Annotated in this window: 20 protein-coding genes; 8 read left to right on the top strand and 12 right to left on the bottom strand. The window is 56.6% G+C overall.

Annotation, left to right across the window (positions count from 1 at the left end; genetic code table 11):
* Positions 1-100 precede the first annotated feature (100 nt).
* Positions 101-1,711 (bottom strand): SulP family inorganic anion transporter, encoded by a 1,611-nt coding sequence (locus GG681_RS10760; protein ID WP_153547982.1) that lies wholly within the window; start codon positions 1,709-1,711, stop codon positions 101-103.
* Between the two features lie 311 nt (positions 1,712-2,022).
* Here GG681_RS10760 and GG681_RS10755 point away from each other — a divergent pair, with 311 nt between their 5' ends.
* The 4 genes from GG681_RS10755 to GG681_RS10740 all read left to right on the top strand — a co-directional run bounded on the left by GG681_RS10755 (position 2,023) and on the right by GG681_RS10740 (position 5,250).
* The gene (locus GG681_RS10755; RefSeq protein ID WP_153547980.1) at positions 2,023-2,577 is read left to right on the top strand and encodes an invasion associated locus B family protein; all 555 of its coding nucleotides are present in this window, start codon (positions 2,023-2,025) and stop codon (positions 2,575-2,577) included.
* Positions 2,578-2,686: 109 nt separating this feature from the next.
* Positions 2,687-3,565, top strand: a complete 879-nt coding sequence (locus GG681_RS10750) for an S-methyl-5'-thioadenosine phosphorylase (RefSeq protein ID WP_153547978.1) — start codon at positions 2,687-2,689, stop codon at positions 3,563-3,565.
* Between the two features lie 14 nt (positions 3,566-3,579).
* The gene (locus GG681_RS10745) at positions 3,580-4,563 is read left to right on the top strand and encodes a DUF418 domain-containing protein (RefSeq protein ID WP_153547976.1); all 984 of its coding nucleotides are present in this window, start codon (positions 3,580-3,582) and stop codon (positions 4,561-4,563) included.
* 66 nt (positions 4,564-4,629) lie between these two features.
* Positions 4,630-5,250, top strand: coding sequence for a LysE family translocator (locus GG681_RS10740; RefSeq protein WP_153547974.1), 621 nt, complete (start codon positions 4,630-4,632; stop codon positions 5,248-5,250).
* On the opposite strand, the gene GG681_RS18020 is transcribed toward GG681_RS10740, so the two are convergent.
* Positions 5,247-5,375: a hypothetical protein gene (locus tag GG681_RS18020; RefSeq protein WP_268968998.1), complete on the bottom strand. Its 129-nt coding sequence runs from the start codon at positions 5,373-5,375 to the stop codon at positions 5,247-5,249. The genes GG681_RS10740 and GG681_RS18020 overlap by 4 nt on opposite strands.
* 409 nt (positions 5,376-5,784) lie before the next feature.
* Between GG681_RS18020 and GG681_RS10735 the strand changes: the two genes are divergently transcribed.
* Positions 5,785-6,324 carry an adenine phosphoribosyltransferase gene (locus tag GG681_RS10735; RefSeq protein WP_153547972.1) on the top strand — a complete coding sequence of 180 codons (540 nt, stop codon included), beginning with the start codon at positions 5,785-5,787 and terminating at the stop codon, positions 6,322-6,324.
* 55 nt (positions 6,325-6,379) lie between these two features.
* Here GG681_RS10735 and GG681_RS10730 read toward each other — a convergent pair whose 3' ends face one another.
* The 10 genes from GG681_RS10730 to coxB all read right to left on the bottom strand — a co-directional run bounded on the left by GG681_RS10730 (position 6,380) and on the right by coxB (position 15,360).
* Positions 6,380-7,798, bottom strand: coding sequence for an FAD-binding oxidoreductase (locus GG681_RS10730; RefSeq protein ID WP_153547970.1), 1,419 nt, complete (start codon positions 7,796-7,798; stop codon positions 6,380-6,382).
* 33 nt (positions 7,799-7,831) lie between these two features.
* A complete protein-coding gene (locus GG681_RS10725; RefSeq protein ID WP_153547968.1) occupies positions 7,832-8,416 on the bottom strand; it encodes a GNAT family N-acetyltransferase in 585 nt (194 codons plus the stop codon).
* Positions 8,416-9,690, bottom strand: coding sequence for a M16 family metallopeptidase (locus tag GG681_RS10720; RefSeq protein ID WP_328593348.1), 1,275 nt, complete (start codon positions 9,688-9,690; stop codon positions 8,416-8,418). Before GG681_RS10720 ends, GG681_RS10725 begins: the two co-directional genes overlap by 1 nt.
* Positions 9,687-11,075 (bottom strand): threonine synthase, encoded by a 1,389-nt coding sequence (gene thrC / locus GG681_RS10715; RefSeq protein WP_153547966.1) that lies wholly within the window; start codon positions 11,073-11,075, stop codon positions 9,687-9,689. The genes GG681_RS10720 and thrC overlap by 4 nt, the downstream gene beginning before the upstream one ends.
* On the bottom strand, positions 11,075-11,755 hold the full coding sequence (locus tag GG681_RS10710; RefSeq protein WP_153547964.1) for an SURF1 family protein: 681 nt from the start codon (positions 11,753-11,755) through the stop codon (positions 11,075-11,077). Before GG681_RS10710 ends, thrC begins: the two co-directional genes overlap by 1 nt.
* A 118-nt stretch (positions 11,756-11,873) precedes the next feature.
* Positions 11,874-12,686, bottom strand: a complete 813-nt coding sequence (locus tag GG681_RS10705) for a cytochrome c oxidase subunit 3 (protein WP_153547962.1) — start codon at positions 12,684-12,686, stop codon at positions 11,874-11,876.
* Between the two features lie 11 nt (positions 12,687-12,697).
* Positions 12,698-13,294, bottom strand: coding sequence for a cytochrome c oxidase assembly protein (locus GG681_RS10700; RefSeq protein ID WP_153547960.1), 597 nt, complete (start codon positions 13,292-13,294; stop codon positions 12,698-12,700).
* Positions 13,294-13,464 (bottom strand): cytochrome C oxidase assembly protein, encoded by a 171-nt coding sequence (locus tag GG681_RS10695; RefSeq protein WP_153547958.1) that lies wholly within the window; start codon positions 13,462-13,464, stop codon positions 13,294-13,296. The genes GG681_RS10700 and GG681_RS10695 overlap by 1 nt, the downstream gene beginning before the upstream one ends.
* A gap of 3 nt (positions 13,465-13,467) precedes the next feature.
* The gene (cyoE, locus tag GG681_RS10690) at positions 13,468-14,409 is read right to left on the bottom strand and encodes a heme o synthase (RefSeq protein ID WP_153547956.1); all 942 of its coding nucleotides are present in this window, start codon (positions 14,407-14,409) and stop codon (positions 13,468-13,470) included.
* A 111-nt stretch (positions 14,410-14,520) separates the two neighbouring features.
* On the bottom strand, positions 14,521-15,360 hold the full coding sequence (coxB, locus tag GG681_RS10685; protein ID WP_153547954.1) for a cytochrome c oxidase subunit II: 840 nt from the start codon (positions 15,358-15,360) through the stop codon (positions 14,521-14,523).
* A 191-nt stretch (positions 15,361-15,551) separates the two neighbouring features.
* Between coxB and tldD the strand changes: the two genes are divergently transcribed.
* The 3 genes from tldD to topA all read left to right on the top strand — a co-directional run bounded on the left by tldD (position 15,552) and on the right by topA (position 21,290).
* Positions 15,552-16,973 (top strand): metalloprotease TldD, encoded by a 1,422-nt coding sequence (gene tldD, locus GG681_RS10680; RefSeq protein ID WP_153547952.1) that lies wholly within the window; start codon positions 15,552-15,554, stop codon positions 16,971-16,973.
* A gap of 258 nt (positions 16,974-17,231) precedes the next feature.
* Positions 17,232-18,401 carry a DNA-processing protein DprA gene (gene dprA / locus GG681_RS10675; protein ID WP_153547951.1) on the top strand — a complete coding sequence of 390 codons (1,170 nt, stop codon included), beginning with the start codon at positions 17,232-17,234 and terminating at the stop codon, positions 18,399-18,401.
* Positions 18,402-18,608: 207 nt separating this feature from the next.
* A complete protein-coding gene (topA, locus tag GG681_RS10670) occupies positions 18,609-21,290 on the top strand; it encodes a type I DNA topoisomerase (protein ID WP_153547949.1) in 2,682 nt (893 codons plus the stop codon).
* The last annotated feature ends 26 nt before the right edge of the window (positions 21,291-21,316 follow it).

Genomic DNA, 21,316 nt, shown 5'->3' with positions numbered 1-21,316 from the left:
AAAAATATGATTAACGCATGAACATCTCTGAACCAATCGAAAAAAGGGCGCCGAAGCGCCCTTAAGTTGATCAACAGTCTGCTTCCAAAATCAAAACAGCCTAGTGCCCGCCCAGAACGCCGGTGCGCACGGAGTAATCCACCGCCACCGCATATTCAGGATCATCGTCGCTGTCGATCATCAGATGGCCTGCTTTGGTCAGCAGTTGATGGCAATCCCGGCTCAAGTGGCGCAGAACCAGTTTTTTGTCCGCGGCTTCATATTTTGCCGCCAGCGCCTCAATGGCCTGCAATGCGGATTGATCCACCACCCGGCTGCGGGCGAAATCAACGATCACATGCTCGGGATCATTTGCAATATCAAAGAGTTCGCCAAATCCTTCGGTCGAGCCAAAGAACAGAGGCCCGTCGATTTCATAGACCTTCGCGCCCTTGTCGCTTTCACTGTCGCGGGTGTGGGCCGTAATGCGGCGGGCGTTGTTCCAGGCATAGGCCAGCGCCGAGACAATAACCCCAACCACAACCGCAATCGCAAGGTCGGTGGCCACGGTCACCACGGTCACCAGAACAATCACAAAGGCGTCGGTGAACGGCACTTTGGTCATCACCTTAAAGGAGTTCCAGGCAAATGTTCCGATCACCACCATGAACATCACACCAACCAGTGCGGCCAGCGGGATCTGCTCAATCAGCGGAGACGCCGCAACAATAAAGAGTAGCAAAAACAGCGCGGCTGCAATGCCTGCAATCCGGGTACGACCGCCGGATTTTACGTTGATCATCGACTGGCCAATCATGGCGCAGCCGCCCATGCCACCAAAGAAACCGGTGATCACATTGGACGCGCCTTGCGCGATACATTCCTGGCTGGCACCACCGCGCTTATTGGTGATTTCACCCACAAGGTTCAGGGTCAGAAGGCTTTCGATCAGGCCGATTGCCGCAAGGATCACCGCATAGGGCAGGATGATCTGCAGGGTGTCCAGATTGAACGGAACCAGCGGCACGTGGAAGCCCGGCAGGCCGCCCTCAATCGAGGCCATATCGCCAACCCGCGGCACATCAAGCCCCAGCGCAATTACCAGAATGGCGACGATACCAATACCTGCAAGCGGCGCTGGGATCACACTGGTGATCTTGGGCATGCCCCAGATAATCACCATAGTCAGCGCAACCAGCCCCAGCATCAGCACCAGCTGACCACCGGCCAGATATTCAGCCCCGCCGCTTGCGGGATCTTTGAACTGGGTCAGCTGGGCCAAGAAAATTACAATCGCCAGACCGTTCACAAAGCCAAGCATCACCGGATGTGGCACCAGGCGAATGAACTTGCCCCAATGCATCGCGCCCGCAATAATCTGCAAGATCCCCATCAGGACCACGGTGGCAAAGAGATATTCAACCCCGTGTTCCGCCACCAGCGCAACCATCACCACCGCCAGCGCACCAGTTGCGCCCGAAATCATGCCGGGACGACCACCAATCAGCGCGGTCACAAGGCCAACCAGAAACGCCGCATAGAGCCCCACGAGCGGGTGAACCCCGGCAACAAAGGCAAAGGCAACCGCCTCGGGCACCAGTGCAAGGGCCACGGTGAGGCCGGAAAGAAGCTCAGTGCGGATACGGGAAACGGTGAAACCCTCATCCTGCATGATGGACAGATTTGGGGGGGAAATCTGCTTGGCCAAGAGGCCGAATACGCCGCGTGTCATCAAGTCTACCTGAATTGGGGAAGCTGGAAGTTGATCGCCTGTTAACGCCAAACGCAGCTTCAAGCAAGGCAGCCCAAGCGGCTTTGATACCGGAAACATCGTGGTTTCGCAGCGAAGCGGCGCAATTTTAGCCACAAAAGCCGCCCGTGCAGACACAAAGCCCGGCCTGAGGTTTCGCGGCGAAACCGTTGCCACCCCGGCGCGCGCCCGTTTAACCGATTGTGAACCCTAGATGGGTCCAAGCTGGCAACAACGTGATTTTGCGCAGCCTCCCCCTGCTTTTACACAGGGCTAAAACGCAGGAGCCAGAGATGCGCAAATTTCTTATCACCCTGATCAGCACCCTATGCGCCAGCAGCGTCCTTGCGCAGGACCTGGATGGTGCCGACACCGCCAGCAATTGGCGGGTCACTCATTTTGAACAATTTGGTATCTACCTGTCCTCATGTGATGAACGCATGGAAGGTGACGAACTGAAACAGCGCTGCTATCTGCGCTACGTGGATATTTTTTCACAAAAGCCCAAGTTCGCGGCGCAGTTCATGTTTGTGACCAACGAAGACAACGGTGTGGCGGTCGATTTTGGTCTGGAACCTGGCACCTTGTTTGGCCCCAACGGGTTTCGTATCGAACAAGCAGGTGAAACCATCTGGCGCACTCGGCGTGTTGGCTGCCTTACCGGGCTGTCGTGCAATTTTGCCGGTCGCAATGGCGCTGAGCTGATTGACGCAATGCAAACCGGAGACGCGTTCCGCTTCACCTTCCGCGACAGCCACGGGCAATCACAAGATCTGAGCTGGCCTTTAGAAGGCTTTGCAGCCGCGCTACAGGATTTTCATCAACAATCTGACCTGCGCGGCCTTTAAACCCGCCCTCTTCACCTTTTTATAAATACTCGCGCCGCAGGCACGCGCTTGTCAAAGCGCGCCTCAAAGGTCACAACTTGGCGCAAGAATAGCGCAGGAGAACACCCGTATGAGCAAAGAGACGATGATTGCCGTGATTGGCGGCTCGGGCCTTTATGAAATTGACGGGCTTGAGGGCGCAGAATGGATCACGGTTGAGACCCCCTGGGGGGCACCGTCTGATCAGATCCTGACCGGTAGCCTCAACGGGGTCAAAATGGCGTTTCTGCCCCGTCATGGTCGCGGCCATGTGCACTCCCCGACCGAGGTGCCCTATCGCGCCAATATCGACGCGCTGAAACGCATCGGCGCAACGGATGTGTTTTCCATTTCCGCCTGCGGCTCCTTCCGCGAGGAAATGGCACCGGGGCATTTTGTCATTGTGGATCAGTTCATTGATCGCACCTTTGCCCGCGACAAAAGCTTTTTTGGCAGCGGCTGCGTGGCCCATGTGAGCGTCGCCCACCCCACCTGCCCACGCCTGTCGGATGCGGCAGAAACCGCCGCCAAGGATGCGGGCATCACCGTACATCGCGGCGGCACTTATCTGTGTATGGAAGGTCCGCAGTTTTCCACCCTCGCCGAATCCAAGATGTATCGTGAAAGCTGGGGCTGTGACGTGATTGGCATGACCAATATGCCCGAGGCCAAGCTCGCCCGCGAAGCTGAGCTCTGTTATGCATCGGTGGCGATGGTGACAGACTATGACAGCTGGCATCCGGATCATGGCGAAGTCGACGTAAGCGCGATTATTGCAACATTGCAGGGCAATTCCGCCAATGGGCGCGCGCTGGTCAGTCGCCTGCCCGATCTGCTAGGAGCCACGCGCGAAGGCTGCGAACATGGTTGCGACACCGCGCTGGAGTTTGCCATTCTCACCGCGCCAGACAAACGCGACCCTGCGGTTGTGGCCAAGCTTGATGCGGTTGCGGGCCGAGTACTGGGCTAAATCGGACAGTTGAGATGCGGTTAGATGGTATTGATGTTACGCGCTTTCTGGCCTTTTGCGGCATGGTGCTGGTGAATTTTCGCATCGCAGCTTTGGTGACACCCACACAAGACTGGGTGTCACAGATCACCAATGCATTAGAGGGGCGCGCAGCCGCCCTGTTTGTGGTGCTTGCGGGGCTTGGCCTGTCGCTGGCGCGGCTGTCGCGCAATCAGGTGCTGGCGCGGGCGACATTTCTGTTTGTGCTTGGCTGTCTTAATCTGTTGGTGTTTGAAGCAGACATCCTGCATTTTTACGCGCTGTATTTTATACTGGCCGCGTTTGTGCTGCAGTGTTCAGACCGCGCGCTTTTGTTGGGTGCCACGGGCATCGTTGCGCTTGGATATGCGGCGATATTTGTGCTGAACTATGAGGCCAACTGGAACTGGGAGACTTTGGAATACGCCAATTTCACCACGCCAGCTGGGTTCTTGCGGCATTCGTTTCTCAATGGTTGGCATCCGGTTCTGCCCTGGGCCGGGTTTGTGCTGTTTGGCATGTGGCTCGGACGGCAAGAACTGCGCGCCAGGCCATTGATCATCTGGGGCAGTGTTGCTGCGGTGATCGCAGCCTTGCCACAGCAGCTGACGCAGGACGCTGAAATCATTGAAATCCTTGGCACGGCTGCCCTCCCCCCGACGCCGTTTTATATGGTGTCCGCCAGCGGCAGCGCCTGTGCGGTGCTGGGGCTGATATTGTGGCTGGTGCCCAAATGCCCGAGCCGGTTGCGCACCCCGCTCGCCAGCACCGGACAACAGGCGCTGACGCTTTATATTGCGCATATCCTGATTGGCATGGGGATCATGGAAGGTTTGGGCTGGCTTGATGGATCGCTCAGCACCGGTGCCGTCTTTACCTATAGCATTGCTTTTTGTGTGGGCTGCGTGGCCTATGCGGCGCTCTGGCGGCAGCTGTTCAAGCGCGGACCGCTGGAAATGCTGATGCGGCGGATAACCTAGCAGATTTTCCTTGCCAATGCGCGCGCATTGGGGATTGCTGATCAGAGTTAAACAGGAGAACGCCTGATGGATCTGCAGCTTTGGATTACCTTTGTCAGTGCCTCCGTGGTGCTTTTGCTGATACCGGGGCCCACGGTTTTACTGGTGTTGAGCTATTCGCTTTCTAAGGGGCGTTCGGTTGCGGTGGCTTCGGCGATGGGGGTTGCGCTGGGGGATCTGATCGCGATGAGCGCGTCGCTCGCCGGTTTGGGCGCGCTGGTGCTTGCCTCAGCCACGCTGTTTTCCCTGCTCAAATGGCTGGGTGCGGCCTATCTTGTGTGGCTTGGTATCAAGCTCTGGCACAGTGCGGGCAGTCTGAGTGATTTAGGCAAGAGCGACATTCAGGCACGCGGGGTCTTTGCCCATGCGGCGGTTGTCACGGCGCTAAACCCCAAATCCATCGCATTTTTCATTGCATTTGTGCCGCAATTTCTGCGCCCGAGTGAGCCGCTGATGCCGCAGTTTATGGTGATGATTGCAACCTTTGTCGGCCTCGCGGCGCTGAATGCGCTGGTCTATGCGCTGGCTGCCGATCGTCTGCGCCGCATTGTGGCACGGCCCGGATTTAATGCTGTGATCAGCCGGATGGGGGGTGGTGCGTTGATTGCAATGGGAATTTTGACCGCAAGCCTGCGGAAACCGGCCTAAAAGTTGCCGTTTTTTTCCAAAAACGCGCGGATGAATTGGCGGATTTCACGGGCTGCGGTGGTGTCCAGCTGTTTGCACAGGTCCACAAACTGTTCGCGATCTTCCTTGTCGAGACGCAGTATCAATTGGCTGTCTTTTCGCGCCTTCGTTTCACGGTTTTTTTTCTGCACGTATTCAGCTTTTCTTAAGTGAAATTGACTTTTATTCCATTATGTATATACATGAGATATACACTCATGGTCTTCACGATCAGTTTACGGTTAAAAAATAACGTTACACAAGGGCAGATATTATGAACCTCTACACAGCGAGCAAATTGCTGGTGCGCGATCGTCGTGACTGGCTGCGCCCCCACCTCCCGTGGCTGTCTTCCAAGCTTTATCGCAACTACCTGTCGCGGCACCGGTAATCAAAACCAGTTGTTTTGACGCGACTTTTGCTTGAAATCGCGCCATCATTCGGCCAAACCCAGCTGGCCCGCTGCTGAGCTTTTTGGCGGTTGGCATTTAGTGTCCTGATCAGCGAGCCAGCCGCATGTCAAAAAAGCCTGACGTCAAAGACTATATCCGCACCATTGTTGATTTCCCGCATGAAGGGATCATGTTTCGCGATGTTACCACCCTGTTTGCGGATCCGCGTGGCTTTCGCATGGCGATCGATCAGATGCTGCACCCCTACGCCGGGGAGCGCATCGACAAGGTTGTTGGGCTTGAGGCGCGGGGGTTTATCCTGGGCGGCGCCATTGCCCACCAGCTGAGTGTGGGGTTTGTGCCGATCCGCAAAAAAGGCAAGCTGCCCGGCACCACCATCAGCGAGGAATATAAGCTCGAATATGGTGAAGCGATTGTGGAAATCCACGATGATGCCATCAAGCCGGGCGAGAAGGTTCTGGTTGTGGATGATCTTTTGGCCACCGGCGGCACCGCGGGTGCCGGCATCAAGCTGATTGAGCGTCTGGGCGGCGACATTATCTCTTGTTCCTTCATTGTCGACCTGCCGGAGCTGGGCGGGCGCAAACTGCTGGAAGAACAGGGAATGGATGTGAATGTCCTGTGTGAGTTTGAGGGACTTTAAGTCACGCAGATTTCAGATGTGAACGGGGGCCAAATGGCCCCCTTTTTTACGCGTTTCACCCTGCGGCAAGCACCACACCGGGGTTCATAATGCCATTGGGATCAAGTGCTGATTTGATCGCCCGCATGGCTGCAAGTTTGGTGGGATCGCCGTAATGTTCGAGATCTTTCACCTTAAGCCGCCCGACCCCGTGTTCGGCACTGAAAGAGCCATCAAAGGACGCCACCAGATCATGGACACAGCGCTGAATATCGGCGCGGATATCCGCATATTCACTGCGGTCGCGGCCTTGGGCGGGGAAGGCATTATAGTGCAGGTTGCCATCGCCAAGGTGGCCAAAACAGTTGATGCGCATATCGCCAAGCTGTGCCAGCGCTGCACCGCCCTGTTTGATGAATTCAGGAATTGCGGTGATCGGTAGCGAGATATCGTGACTGACAATCGAGCCAACCGCCTTGTTGGCGATGGGTATATGTTCGCGTACAGACCAGATTTCCTGCCGCTGCGCCTCAGATTGAGCAATGGTGCCATCGCTGACAAGGTCGCGTTCCATCGCAGCCTCAAACAGCTCTAGCAGCGCCGCTTCGGTATTGGCGTCGCGTGCCATGCCCAGATCTATTAACACGCACCACTCAGGTCGCGGATCCAGCGCCTGACGGATGTCTGGCAGGTGTTCGGTCATGAATTCAAGGCCCTGACGGTGGATCAGCTCAAAGGCACTGACGGCCTCGCCAAATCGATCCCGCGCGAGCGCCAGCAGATCAATCGCAGCACTGGGATCGGGCACCACCATCAACGCAGTGCCAAGCCCGCGCGGGCGCGGTGACAGTTTCAGGGTTGCAGCGGTGATCACGCCAAGGCTGCCTTCGGCGCCGATCAGCAGGTTGCGCAGATCATAGCCCGTGTTGTCCTTGCGCAGCCGGGTGAGGCCACGCCAGATATCACCGCAAGGCAGCACCGCTTCGAGACCAAGGCACAGATCACGGGCATTGCCATAGCGCAGCACATTCACGCCGCCCGCGTTTGTGGCCAACACACCACCAAGACGCGCAGTGCCTTCGGCCGCAAGCGACAGGGGAAACAGGCGATCAACATCCGCGGCTGCAGATTGAACATCCGCAAGGATCGCGCCGGCCTCAGCCACCAGAACGTTTTCCAAAGGTAACACATCGCGGATCTTGTTCATGCGTTCCAGCGACAGGATCAGCGGCGCGGGACCATCGGGGGCAACCTGCCCCCCTACAAGCCCGGTACCACCACCATAGGGCAGGATGCCAACCTGCGCCGCATTGGCCATTTTGACAATTGTGGCAACCTCTTCGACACTGCGCGGCAACGCAACAGTGCCCGCCTGCCCGTGATAGCGACCGCGCGGTTCTTCGAGGTAGCGCGGTTCGGCCGGGCGCAGCGTGTCTTCGGGAAGGGCTGCCATAAGCTGATCAATAAATGCGGGGCTGGCAGGGTTCAGGGGCATGGGCACTCTCTCTTCTGCCGGTCTGGCGCGGTGTTACCCGGAATTGGTACGTCCGCGCCGATCATGGCGCAAGGCCGCATAAAGCACATGGGTGCGCCAGCGTCCGTTGATTTGTAGGTAGGATTGCGCCACGCCTTCATATTTGAAGCCGGATTTTTCCAACAACCCGCGTGAGGCTGCGTTTTCCGGCAGGCAGGCGGCCTCTATTCGGCTGAGATCCAGCCGGGTAAAGGCATGGTGGACAATCGCGCCGATGGCTTCGCGCATATAGCCATGGCGGGAAAAAGGCAGTCCGGTCCAATAGCCCAGCGTGCCCGCGCGTGCCGGGCCGCGACGGATATTGTCGAGCGTCAGCGCCCCCACCAGGACCTGATCTTCACGCCGAAACAGAAACAGCGGCAGCGCCGTGCCCGAATTCACAGAGCGCTGCGCCCAATAGACCCGGTTGGTAAAGCTTTTGCGGCTCAGGTGTTCTTCGGCCCAGGAGGGCTCCCATGGAATCAGGTGATCCCGGCTGTGCTGGCGCAAGGCGGCCCATTCGCGAAAATCGGAATGGGCCGGAAGACGAAGCGTCAGACGTTCGGTTTCCAGACGGACCTTGCGACGAGAAAGAAGCATCAGGCAGCGCGCCTCTCCTGCAGTGCCTCCAGCGTCGGCGCAGCAGAAACCGGACCATAAAGCGCCAGAGCGGCGGGCGCTTTTAGCGCATAGGTTTCCGCAAGGGCGCGCACATCCTGGGTGGTGACTGCATCGATTTTGGCAATGGTCTGCTCAATCGAGGGAACCTTGCCCCAGATCTGCACCAATCGCGCCAGACGTTCCGCACGGTTTGACGGGCTTTCGAGCCCCATCAACATGCCAGCCTTCATCTGCGCCCGAGCACGAGCGATTTCCTGTTCGCCAAGATCATCGGCTGCGCGTTTCAGCTCATCGATCGTGACCTGCGCCAGTTCTGCAACCTGTTCACCAGATGTGCCCGCATAAACAGTCAACGCGCCGGTATCAGCGTAGGAACCCGCCTGCGAGAAGATAGAATAACACAGGCCACGGCGTTCGCGGATTTCCTGGAACAGGCGGCTCGACATGCCGCCGCCCATGGCGCTGGCATAGATCTGCGCCGCATAGATCGCATCATCACGGTAGCCGGGGCTTTCGAGTGCGAGGGCGAAATGCGCCTGCTCCAGCGTTTTGTCCTGGCGGTATTCCCCACCAGTGAAACACGCGCTTTCGTGGATGAGGCTGTCTTTGGGTTTCATATCGCCAAACAGCCGTTCAGCCAGGCGCACGATTTCATCGTGATCGATGCCACCAGCGGCGGATAGGATCATCTGAGAGGGGCCGTAGTGTTCGCCAATGAAGCCCTGCAGATCGTCACGGCCAAAGGCGCGCACGCGCTCGGCCGGGCCAAGGATAGAACGACCAATGGGCTGACCGGGATAGCATTGCTCCTGCAGCCAATCAAAGATCACATCATCGGGCGTATCCAGCGACTGGCCGATTTCCTGCAAGATCACATTGCGTTCAACCTCGATTTCGCGCGGATCAAGCACGGAGTTCTGCAAGATGTCGGCAATCACTTCGAGTGCAAGGCCAGTATCCTGTTTCAGCACGCGGGCGTAATAGGCGGTTACTTCGCGGCTGGTGTAAGCGTTGATATAGCCGCCCACATCTTCGATGGATTCGGCAATTTGCAACGCGCTACGGGTTTTGGTGCCCTTAAACGCCATATGCTCAAGGAAATGAGCAATGCCGTTTTGTTCAAGCCGTTCATTGCGCGCTCCTGAGCCGACCCAGACACCGATGGCTGCGGATTGCAGCCCCGGCATCTGTTCAGTCACAATACGGAAGCCATTTGGAAGTTCGTGTTGTTGCACCGTGGCGGAATTGGTCACTGGGCGATTGTCTTTCTGATATGATCCTCAAGCGCGCCCAGATCATTGCTGATACGGGTCAAGCGTTCCGATCTTTCATATAGATCCGACATGCGGCTGGGAAGAGGCGGATGTACATCACTGGCTTTCTCAACCGCGGCAGGGAATTTCGCAGGATGTGCAGTGGCTAGGGTGATCATCGGCACATCAGATTTGCGATGTTCATTGGCAACTTTCACGCCCACCGCCCCATGCGGGCACAGGAGTTCACCAGAATCAGCGTATTCGGATTTGATGGTGGCGAGGGTTTCTTCTTCAGACGCGCGGCCCGAAGCGAATGTGGCCGAGAGGAATTCCATGGCGCCCTGGCTGACCTCAAAGCCGCCGTTTTTCAGCTCATCCATCAGCTGGGCCACGGCTGCGCCATCTTGATCGTAGGCGTAAAACAGCGCGCGCTCAAAGTTGGACGACACCTGAATATCCATCGATGGCGAGATCGAGGGGATAGTGTCCCCTTTGTGATAGCCATTGCCCGACAGACAGCGGTGCAGAATGTCGTTTTGGTTGGTCGCCACAACCAGCTGATCGATTGGCAGCCCCATCTGTTTGGCAATGAAGCCTGCAAAGATGTCACCAAAATTGCCGGTGGGCACGGTAAAGGACACTTTGCGCAGCGGTGCCCCCAATGAGGCCGCTGCAGTAAAGTAATAGACCACCTGCGCCAGAACGCGGGCAAAGTTGATCGAGTTCACACCTGCAAGTTTCACACCATCGCGGAACTCGAAATCGTTGAACATGTCTTTCAAGCGCGCCTGACAGTCATCAAAGTCGCCGTCTACCGCCAGCGCATGCACGTTGTTGGCGGTTGGGGTGGTCATCTGGCGGCGCTGCACTTCTGACACGCGGCCATGGGGATACATGATGAAGACGTTCACCGCCTCAAGGCCGGCAAAAGCCTCCATTGCGGCAGAACCAGTATCGCCCGAGGTCGCGCCCACAATGGTCACGGTTTCGCCGCGACGCTTCAGCGCCACTTCAAACAGCTGACCGATCAGCTGCATGGCAAAGTCTTTGAACGCAAGGGTCGGGCCGTGGAACAGCTCAAGCAGGAAATGATTGGTGTCGAGCTGTTTCAGCGGCGCGCGGGCCACATGGCCAAAGCCTTCGTAGGCGCGGGCGATGATGGCGCGAAATTCCTCGTCGCTGAAGCTGTCGCCCACAAAGGGGCGCATCACGCGGAAGGCCACCTCTTCATAGGACAGTCCAGACAGGGCTGCGATTTCATCGGCGCTGAAGGTTGGGATCTCAGCCGGGACATACAGGCCGCCGTCGCGGGCCAGACCAGTCAGCATCGCCTCTTCGAATGTGAGCTCGGGGGCTTGTCCGCGGGTGGAGATATATTTCATCAGTTCGAACCTTTGGGTTTGAAACCTGCGCGTCGCAGGAAATAGAACGTCATACCGGCCCAGATCGCCGCAAGGGAAAACCAGGTGATGGCATATTGCAGATGATCGTTGGGAATGCCAGTGGCAGTCAGGGGAATGGGTTGAATTGCGTCATGCCCCGGTGGGGTTTGGCGCAAGACGATCAACACAGGTTGGGTATTCAGCGCAGCCGCCATGGTAGCCACATCGCGCGCATACCACACATTTCCGGTTAGATCCGCATCGGGGGTAAAGCCGCTTTGCTCATCCGGCCAATGGAGATTGCCAACCAGCGTGACCGGGCCCAAGGGGCGCGTGTCCTGTTTGGCCGCGCTAGGGATAAAGCCGCGATCCACCAGAATGGGGCCAAGTGTTTTGCTGTTGAACGGAGAAATCACCCGATAGCCCGCGCCGGTTTTCCCAGCGGTCCAGACGTGGATTTCACCTGCCAGAATTTCACCCGTAGCGGCAACGGCGCGGTATTTATCGCGCGTTTCATCTGGAGTTTGAGGCAAAGCCACAGGATCAGCGGCAATGCTGGTTTCCAGTTCAGCCAGCACCGCGTTTTTCCAAGCCAAACGTTGCAGCTGCCAGCTACCAAGCCAGAGCAGCAGCCCCGAGCCCAGAACGCCCACGATGGCCAAAAACCAAAACGCTCGCATGATCCTCATCTTTCTACGGCAAAGGCGCGCAGGAAACCCGCGCGCCTTTGGTTGATAAATCTGCTTTGCGGTGATGAAAACCACAAAGATGTAATCGGTACATTTACCGCCACTTCGCTTAGAGCGCTGAGCCGCCCCAGATGTAGACTGCAAAGAACAGGAACAGCCAGACCACATCAACAAAGTGCCAGTACCAGGCCGCAGCCTCAAAGCCGACGTGTTGTTCCGGGGTGAAATCCCCTTTGATGGCGCGGATCAGGCAGACCCCCAGGAACAGGGTACCGATGACCACGTGAAAGCCGTGGAAGCCGGTGGCCATAAAGAAGTTGGAATAGAACTCATCGCCGCCAAACTGCCAGTCTTCGTGCAGGATAAGTTCAGCGTATTCATAGCCTTGCAGGAAGGTGAAGGCGACGCCAAGCGCGATACCAATGGACAGGCCCTGGATCAGGGACTTGCGGTCATTGTTGTGCACCAGCGCGTGGTGGGCCCAGGTGACGGCGCAGCCCGACAGCAGCAGAACCAACGTGTTGATCAATGGCAGGTGGAAGGGGTCAACCGCATGAATATGAGGCGCAACATATTCGGTGCCGAGATACTCCTCCATCGGATAGATCGCATGTTTGAAGAATGACCAGAACCAGGCGAAGAAAAACATCACCTCGGACATCACAAACAGGATGAAGCCATAGCGCAGTCCAATACGGACAACGTTGGTGTGATCGCCCTGGCGCGATTCAATCACCACCTCGCGCCACCAGCCGTACATGGTGTAAAGCACCATCGCAAAGCCAATCCAGAACGCAGCGGAGGTGATGCCCTGCATCCACAGCACCGCGCCAAACAGCATGATGAAAGCCCCTACTGACGCCACAAGGGGCCAGATCGATGGTGGCAAAATATGGTAGTCGTGATTCTTAGCGTGCGCCATTTACATGTCCCTCACCTAGCGACCAAATTCTCGTTGGAATCTGCACCGACATTCAGGGCTGCAAGCCCCTTGTCCTCTTCGGGCAGATCGCTCTCATAAAACGTGTACGACAATGTGATCGTATGCACGTATTTCGCATCGGGATCCTCGACAATCTCGGGATCCACAAAGAAAGAGACAGGCATTTGCACCCGCTCTCCCGGCATTAACACCTGCTCTTCAAAGCAGAAACAGGCGATCTTTTCAAAATAGCCACCAGCCGAATAGGGCGTCACATTAAAGGACGCGACCCCAGCAATCGGGCGATCTGTTGGATTATAAGCCTCATAGAAGGCGAGACCGGTTTCACCGATCTTGATCTCAACCTCGCGGGCCACGGGTTTAAACTCCCAGGGCATACCGCGTTCTTTGGAAGCGTCAAAGCGCACTGTCACCGTGCGATCAAGCACCACGTCTGAGCCCTGCTCAGCCACGCCGGTGACACCACCAAATCCCGTTACCCGGCAAAACCAGTCGTAAAACGGTACCGACGCCCAGGCCAAAGCGCCCATCACAACCACAACAGACACCAACTGAACCACAGTTTTTTGTTGTGCGCGATCCGTCATCAGTTCGCGCTCCCCTGCGAAAGTTCAGAGGGGAACTGGAACCCGTTGGAGGTGACTTTGACCATGGTCAACGAAAGAACCAATACAACAAAGCCAGCCAGCACGAGGCCCAGGCCTACATTGCGCCCTCTGCGGCGATGGTGCAGCTCATGTTCTTTGTGCAGTGCCATCAGTTACCAGCCTCCAAGACCATAGGGTTTGAGCAGCGCTTCCACCATAATCGCACCAAAGTGCAAAAACAGATAAAGCAGCGAAAGTTTGAAGAAGCTGCGCTCCACCTTGAAGTTGTCTTCTTCGCTCATGTCTTCGTCACGGCGGGAAATTTTCCAGGCGCCATGCAGGAACAGCCCATTCATCACCAGCGCCACGGCCAGATAGAGCGGGCCACCAATGCCGGAGAAGGCAGTGCCAACAGCCAGGATCGCCAGAAGGCCGGTGTAGGCCAGAATATGCAGGCGGGTTTTGCGGCGACCATGGGTCACGGTGAGCATAGGCACGCCCGCGTCATCGTAGTCTGAGCGCATGAACAGCGCCAAAGCCCAGAAGTGCGGCGGTGTCCACATAAAGGTCAAAGCAAACATCAACCAGGGCTCAAGGCTCATGCTGCCGGTGGCCGCGATCCAGCCGATCACCGGCGGAAAGGCCCCTGCCGCACCACCAATAACGATGTTTTGCGGCGTCGAGCGTTTGAGCCACATGGTGTAGATCACCACGTAAAAGAAGATGGTGAAGGCCAGAAACGCGCCTGCAAATATGTTGGTCGCCAGCGCCAGCATAATCACCGAAAGCCCGGACAGCGCGATACCAAAGCTGAGCGCTTCGCTCGCTGCGATTTTCCCAGCTGGGATCGGGCGTTTGCGGGTGCGTTTCATAATGCGGTCGATATCCGCATCCCACCACATGTTGAGCGCGCCAGATGCGCCGCCGCCAATCGCAATGAACAAAATCGCGCAGAACCCTACAACGGGGTGCACGCCCTCGGGCGCGGCCAGAAGCCCCACCAAGGCGGTGAACACAACAAGCGACATCACCCGCGGCTTCAGCAGGGCGAAATAGTCACCAAAGCTGGCCTCGTCTTCGTGTAGGGTGCTGGCGTGTAGGCTTGCGTCAGTCATTGTCCTATAGGTCTTTCTGGTTGCATGCAGGGCCTGATGCGGCCCCGCCAAAAGAAGGTATCAGTTAGGACTGACACGAATATCAGCCCAAAGGCGTATTTGCCCTGCAGCTTATTTGGCTGCAACCTGATAAGATTGACCAATAGACGCGTATTCATCTTTTGCGCCTTGCAACCAGGCCTCATAGGCCTCTTCGCTTACAACTTTGACCGTAATCGGCATATAGGCGTGGTCTTTCCCGCAAAGTTCCGAGCACTGACCAAAGTAGATGCCTTCTTTGGTTGCACTAAACCACAGCTCGGCCAGTCGACCAGGCACCGCATCCTGCTTCACACCAAAGGCAGGAATGGTCCAGGAGTGGATCACGTCTGCGCCGGTAACCTGCATCACAACGGTTTTATTCACCGGCACGACCACAGAAGTGTCAGTGGCCAGCAGATATTCATCTTCGGCGAAGCCATTCTCAGCCAGCTCTTCTTTGGCGAGCATGAAGCTTTCGAATTCAAAACCATGATCCACATATTCATAGCCCCAGTACCACTGGTAACCGGTGACTTTGATCGTGAGATCCGCTTCGGGGATTCGTTGCTGTTTGAACAGCTCGGGCAATGACTGTGAGCCGATCGCAACAAGGATCAGGATAGGAACAATGGTCCAAGCCACTTCAAGCACCGTGTGGTGCGTGAATTTTGACGGATTTGGGTTTCGGCGTTCGTTAAACCGCACAATGGCGTAAACGAGCAGCCCGCCTACAAAGAGAGTGATAATCGTGATGATCCATAGGAGCATCGTGTCCAGTCTCTGCAAACCTTCTGCAAGGTCTGTTGCGGGGGGCTGGAACCCCAATTTGCCGTCCACTGGCTTACCGATGGTCTCAAGCCCGTCCTGCGCCCATGCAGGGAGGGAGTAAAGACCACCATAAAGTGCCGCTAGCATCAAAGCTTTTTTCATTGCGCTGTCCTGATCTTTTGATCGTTTGTTTCGTTCGCCGCTTGCGTGTCGGAGACCTTTCGGCGCGTCATGCGCCTCAATCCTGTTGTCTTTGATCCCGATCAAAAACATATTATCGATCACAGATAAAGAGAATTGCTCGCGGCAAACCGTCGCCTTCTTGATCTAGATCAATAAACCAGAGGATCCCGATGGACCAATCCGACTTTTGTCCCTTTGAGACAAGCCTGCCAAAAAACGAGGCTCTGACGGTACTGAAAACCGCGCTCAACGGCGCGCAAGATGGTGAAATATATGCAGAAAGACGGAAATCGGAATCGCTTGTATTTGATGATGGACGCCTGAGATCTGCCAATTTTGATGCATCCGAAGGCTTTGGTCTACGTGCAGTGAACGAGGATGTGGTTGGCTATGCACATTCTACAGATATTTCGATTAACGCCCTGAAACGAGCCGCAGAAACCGCAAAAATGGCGGTTGGAGCGGGTGGTGGCAGCTGGGCAGATGCGCCTGCAGCTCCCAACACCGCGCTTTACAGCGATTTGGATCCAATCAGCGCCCTGCCCTTCCCGGTAAAAGTAGAAACGTTACGTGACATTGACGCTTACGCCCGCGAATTGGACCCGCGCGTGGTTCAGGTCAGCGCATCTTTGGCTGCATCTTTGCAAGAAGTGGCGATTCTGCGCCCCGATGGCGTAGAGATTCGCGACACCCGTCCGATGACTCGGTTGAATGTATCGCTGATTGTCGAAGAGAACGGTCGCCGCGAAAGCGGATCCGCCGGCGGTGGCGGGCGTGTGGGCCTTGATGGGCTGATTGATCCCAGCAGCTGGCAGGCAAAAGTACGCGAATCGCTGCGGATTGCGCTGGTGAACCTTACCGCAGTCCCGGCCCCGGCTGGCGAAATGGATGTGGTGCTTGGCCCCGGCTGGCCCGGTATCTTGCTGCATGAAGCGATTGGACATGGGCTGGAGGGTGATTTTAACCGCAAAGGGTCCTCGGCCTTCGCCGACCTTATGGGCCAGCGCATTGCTGCACCGGGTGTAACCATCTTGGATGATGGCACAATCCCGGATCGGCGCGGCTCCATCACCATCGATGATGAAGGAACGCCAAGCCAGAAGAACGTGCTGATCGAAGATGGTGTCTTGGTGAAATACATGCAGGACCGCCAGAACGCGCGCCTCATGGGGGTTGAGCCGACCGGCAATGGCCGCCGTCAGAGCTATGCCCATGCGCCGATGCCCCGGATGACCAATACTTATATGCTCGGCGGCGACACCAACCCGGATGATCTGGTGCGCGACATCAAAGATGGCATCTGGGCGGTTGGCTTTGGCGGTGGTCAGGTGGATATCACCAATGGCAAATTTGTGTTCAGCTGCACCGAGGCCTACCGGGTGAAGAACGGTGTAGTGGGCGACCCGGTCAAAGGTGCCACATTGATTGGTGACGGGGCCAATGCGCTGAAACAGATTCGCGCGCTTGGCAACGACATGTCGCTTGATCCTGGCATGGGAAACTGCGGCAAAGCAGGCCAATGGGTGCCAGTTGGTGTCGGGCAACCTTCGGTCCTGATGGGGGGGCTGACGGTTGGTGGTTCGGCAACCTAAACAATTTTACCATTAACCAAAATATGCACCAGATGAGGTGGGCCAAGCCCACCTCTTTTTCTTTTTTAATTTTAATACTTTACCCAACAACCGCACAAAACCTCTTAGTTTTATGGGCGAATGAAGATTTCATTTGGTGAAAGCTGGACAACGTAGAATAGAACCCTTTTTAGGAAAAAGCCAAAAAACTACAAAACATTCACCATCTGTTAACCGGTGTGACCGTAATCATGGTGGTGCAACAAGGTGGAGCAACGGATGATCGAAGAACACACTTCTTCCACTCACCCCCCACTCCCACCCACCACGGAAGATACTCGTTATACGTGGCTTCGCCTGTTGCGCTCTCGGCGTGTAGGACCGGTGACTTTTCACCGCCTGCTCGACACATATGGCTCAGCGCAGAATGCGCTGGCCGCGTTGCCCGAAGTGGCGCGCACCGCTGGTGTTAAAGGCTATGAAATATGCCCAGCCAGTACCGTGGACGCCGAATTGGATGCCGCAAAAGCCGCCAAAGCGCGGCTTTTGTGCTTTTGTGATCCTGAATATCCTGAACAACTGAAAGATCTTGCAGATGCACCGCCGTTGATCTGGGCCAAGGGCGATCTATCGGCCCTCAAACGGCCCGCGGTTTCGCTGGTTGGGGCCCGCAATGCATCCTCACTGGGGTTGCGCATGGCGCGGGCTTTGGCCCGTGGGCTGGGGCAAGACGGACAGGTTGTGATTTCCGGCCTTGCGCGCGGCATTGATACCTCCGCCCATGAAGCCGCCCTTGAAACCGGAACCATTGCCGTTTTGGCGGGCGGCGTTGACGTTATATATCCGGCAGAAAATGCGCAGCTCGCGGACCGAATCTGTGAAACCGGCCTCTTGCTGTCGGAACAGCCCATGGGGTTGCCGCCCAAAGCGCGCCATTTTCCCAAACGCAATCGCATCATCGCCGCATTGGGCCGCGCCCTTGTGGTGGTCGAAGCGGCTGCAAAGTCAGGCAGCCTGATCACCGCCCGCGATGCGCTGGACCTTGGACGTGAGGTGATGGCCGTGCCCGGCCACCCGTTTGATGCCCGCGCCGCAGGGTGCAATCTTTTGATTCGCGATGGCGCCGCTCTGATACGCGGCTCAAAGGATGTGCTCGCAACTCTGCCGCCAGCTGAGGCCCTGCACAAACCTCAGCGCCCAGCAGCGGATGAATTACCGGCTCCGCCACCAGAAAAGCGCAGCTTGAAAGAAACCGCGATGCTTCATCAGGAGATTTTGAACCGGCTCGGCCCGTCTCCGCTGCCGGAGGATCAATTGATCCGCGATCTTGCAACATCTGCCCAAGAGGTAGGGCCCGCGCTTGTTGAACTAGAGTTGCAAGGGGATGTGGATCGCCAACCCGGTGGTCTGATTTGTCGGAAGATTAACAGCGACGACATCTCAAGATGATTCACGTGGATACGCCAATATTTTGCATACAGCTGCGTACTGTTTTGCAAATTCAATGCGCTACACTCATAAAATCAGCATAAATGAGCTATGAAAACATGGGTCATATAGGCGATGTGATGCTGCATGATTGACAATCTCCCCTTGCGCAAGACACTTTGCCCAGCCATAGAACCCGCCGTATACGTCCGAAGAGGTCCTTAATTTATGCCAGTTGTAGTCGTCGAATCGCCGGCAAAAGCTAAAACGATCAACAAATACCTTGGCTCCGATTACACGGTATTGGCCTCCTATGGGCACGTGCGGGACTTGCCCGCGAAAAACGGATCCGTTGACCCGGATGACGCTTTTGCGATGACATGGGAAGTGGGTGCAGACAGCCGCAAACACGTGAAAGCCATCGCGGATGCGCTGAAGACCGACGATGAGTTGATCCTCGCAACTGACCCCGATCGCGAAGGAGAAGCGATCAGCTGGCACCTGCAGGAAGCGCTGACAAAACGTCGTTCGATCAAGAAATCCACCAGCGTTAGCCGGGTGACGTTCAATGCGATCACCAAGGAAGCTGTGACCGAGGCGATGCAAAACCCGCGTCAGGTCGACATGCCGCTGGTCGAAGCCTATCTGGCGCGACGTGCGCTTGACTATCTTGTTGGGTTCAACCTTTCGCCGGTGCTTTGGCGCAAACTGCCGGGCGCACGCTCTGCCGGGCGGGTGCAATCGGTTTGCCTGCGTTTGATCGTTGAACGTGAGATGGAGATTGAGGCGTTCAACCCACGCGAATACTGGTCGGTGAAGGCCGTGATGACCACACCGCGCGGCCAGGAGTTTGAAGCCCGGCTGACGGTTTTGGGTGGCGACAAGCTCGACAAGTTTGATCTGGCCAATTCCACTGCGGCGGAACTGGCGGTTCAGGCGGTTGAATCACGGGATTTCACTGCGCGCTCGGTCGAAGCAAAGCCCGCGTCGCGCAATCCATCTGCGCCCTTTATGACATCAACATTGCAGCAGGAAGCCAGCCGCAAGTTTGGCATGGGTGCGCGACAGTGCATGAACACAGCACAGCGCCTGTATGAGGCCGGGCTGATTACCTATATGCGTACCGATGGTATCGACATGGCACCCGAGGCTGTGACAGCTGCGCGTGCCGAGATCGAAAAGCGCTATGGCGCGGAATATGTGCCGTCTGAGCCGCGCATCTACAAAAACAAAGCCAAGAACGCGCAAGAAGCGCACGAATGTATCCGTCCCACCGACATGGGCCGCGATGCTGCCTCGCTGAAGGTTTCCGAAGATGATCAGCGCAAACTGTACGATCTGATCTGGAAACGCACCCTGGCCTGTCAGATGGCAGGGGCACGTCTGGAACGCACCACGGTTGATATTGCCTCAGCAGATGCGCAGGTTGTGCTGCGCGCCACCGGCCAGGTGATGCTGTTTGATGGCTTCATGCGGGTCTATGAAGAAGGCCGCGACGACGTTGTCACAGATGATGATGACAAACGTCTGCCGCAGGTGATGCAGGGCGAAGCGATCAAATTTGCGGGCTCGTTGCAGGCGGATTTCGAAAAAGCTGGCAAAGACGCAGCTGTGCTGTCGGCCAATACATCGGTGCTGGCGTTGCAGCACCACACCCAGCCCCCGCCCCGTTATACTGAGGCGACGCTGGTCAAGCGGATGGAAGAGCTTGGCATTGGCCGCCCGTCGACCTATGCATCCGTGATTACCACGATCCAGGATCGTGACTATGTACGCAAAGACAAAAACCGCCTATTCCCCGAGGATAAGGGCCGGATTGTTACGATCTTCTTGCTGAACTTCTTCCGCAAATATGTGGGCTATACGTTCACCGCCGAACTGGAAGATCAGCTCGACAATGTCTCTGCCGGAGAGCACGACTACAAAGATCTGCTCGGCCAGTTCTGGCGCGATTTCTCGGCGGCGATCTCGGAAACCTCAGATCTGCGGATTTCCGAAGTTCTGGATGTGCTGGATGATGCGCTTGCGCCGCAGCTGTATCCGACGCGCGAGGATGGCACCGATCCGCGCTGCTGTCCGAAATGTGGCACCGGTCAACTGCATCTCAAAACCTCACGTACCGGCGGCTTTGTTGGCTGCGGCAACTACCCGGAATGCAACTACACCCGCCCGATTTCTGGCGAAGGTGCTGAAGGCTATGAGCGCGTTCTAGGTGAAGACGCCGGTGATGAGATCCACCTGAAGTCAGGCCGCTTTGGTCCCTATGTGCAACGTGGCGAGGCCACGCCTGAGAACAAGAAACCCCCGCGTTCGTCGCTGCCCAAGCAAAACAAAGACTACCTGCCGGGCTGGGGCCCGAATGATATCACGCTGGAGCAGGCCGTCACCCTGCTGACCCTGCCGCGTGAGATCGGCAAGCACCCAGACGGTGGTGTTGTTGCATCGAACCTCGGGCGTTTTGGCCCCTATTTGATGCACCAGCTGCCAGATGAAGAAAAACCGGTTTATGTGAACCTCAAAGAGACCATGGATGTCTTTGAAATCGGCATGAACCTTGCCACCGAAATGATCGCGGAGAAACGCGCCAATCCGGGCCGTGGCCGCCGCGCGGCGGCGAAAGCGCTGAAGGAACTGGGCGACCACCCAGATGGCGGCGGTGCAATCCAGATCATGGACGGCCGTTATGGCCCCTATGTGAAATGGGAGAAGGTCAACGCGACCCTGCCCAAGGATGTTGAGCCAAAAGACGTGACCGTTGAAATGGCGGTGGCCTTGATTGCAGAGAAAGCGGGCAAAAAAGCCCCAAAGAAAAAAGCTGCAGCCAAAAAGACCACAGCGAAGAAAACCACCGCAAAAAAGACAAGCACCACAAAGAAGGCAACAGCTGCCAAGGCAGACGACGAAGCCTGATCTGTTTTGAATTGTTGAGAATTAAC

This window comes from Tritonibacter aquimaris, from assembly GCF_009617595.1.
Lineage (GTDB): Bacteria > Pseudomonadota > Alphaproteobacteria > Rhodobacterales > Rhodobacteraceae > Epibacterium > Epibacterium aquimaris.
Note: the sequence above shows the minus strand (reverse complement) of the source record. Positions and strands in the feature narration are given on the sequence as shown.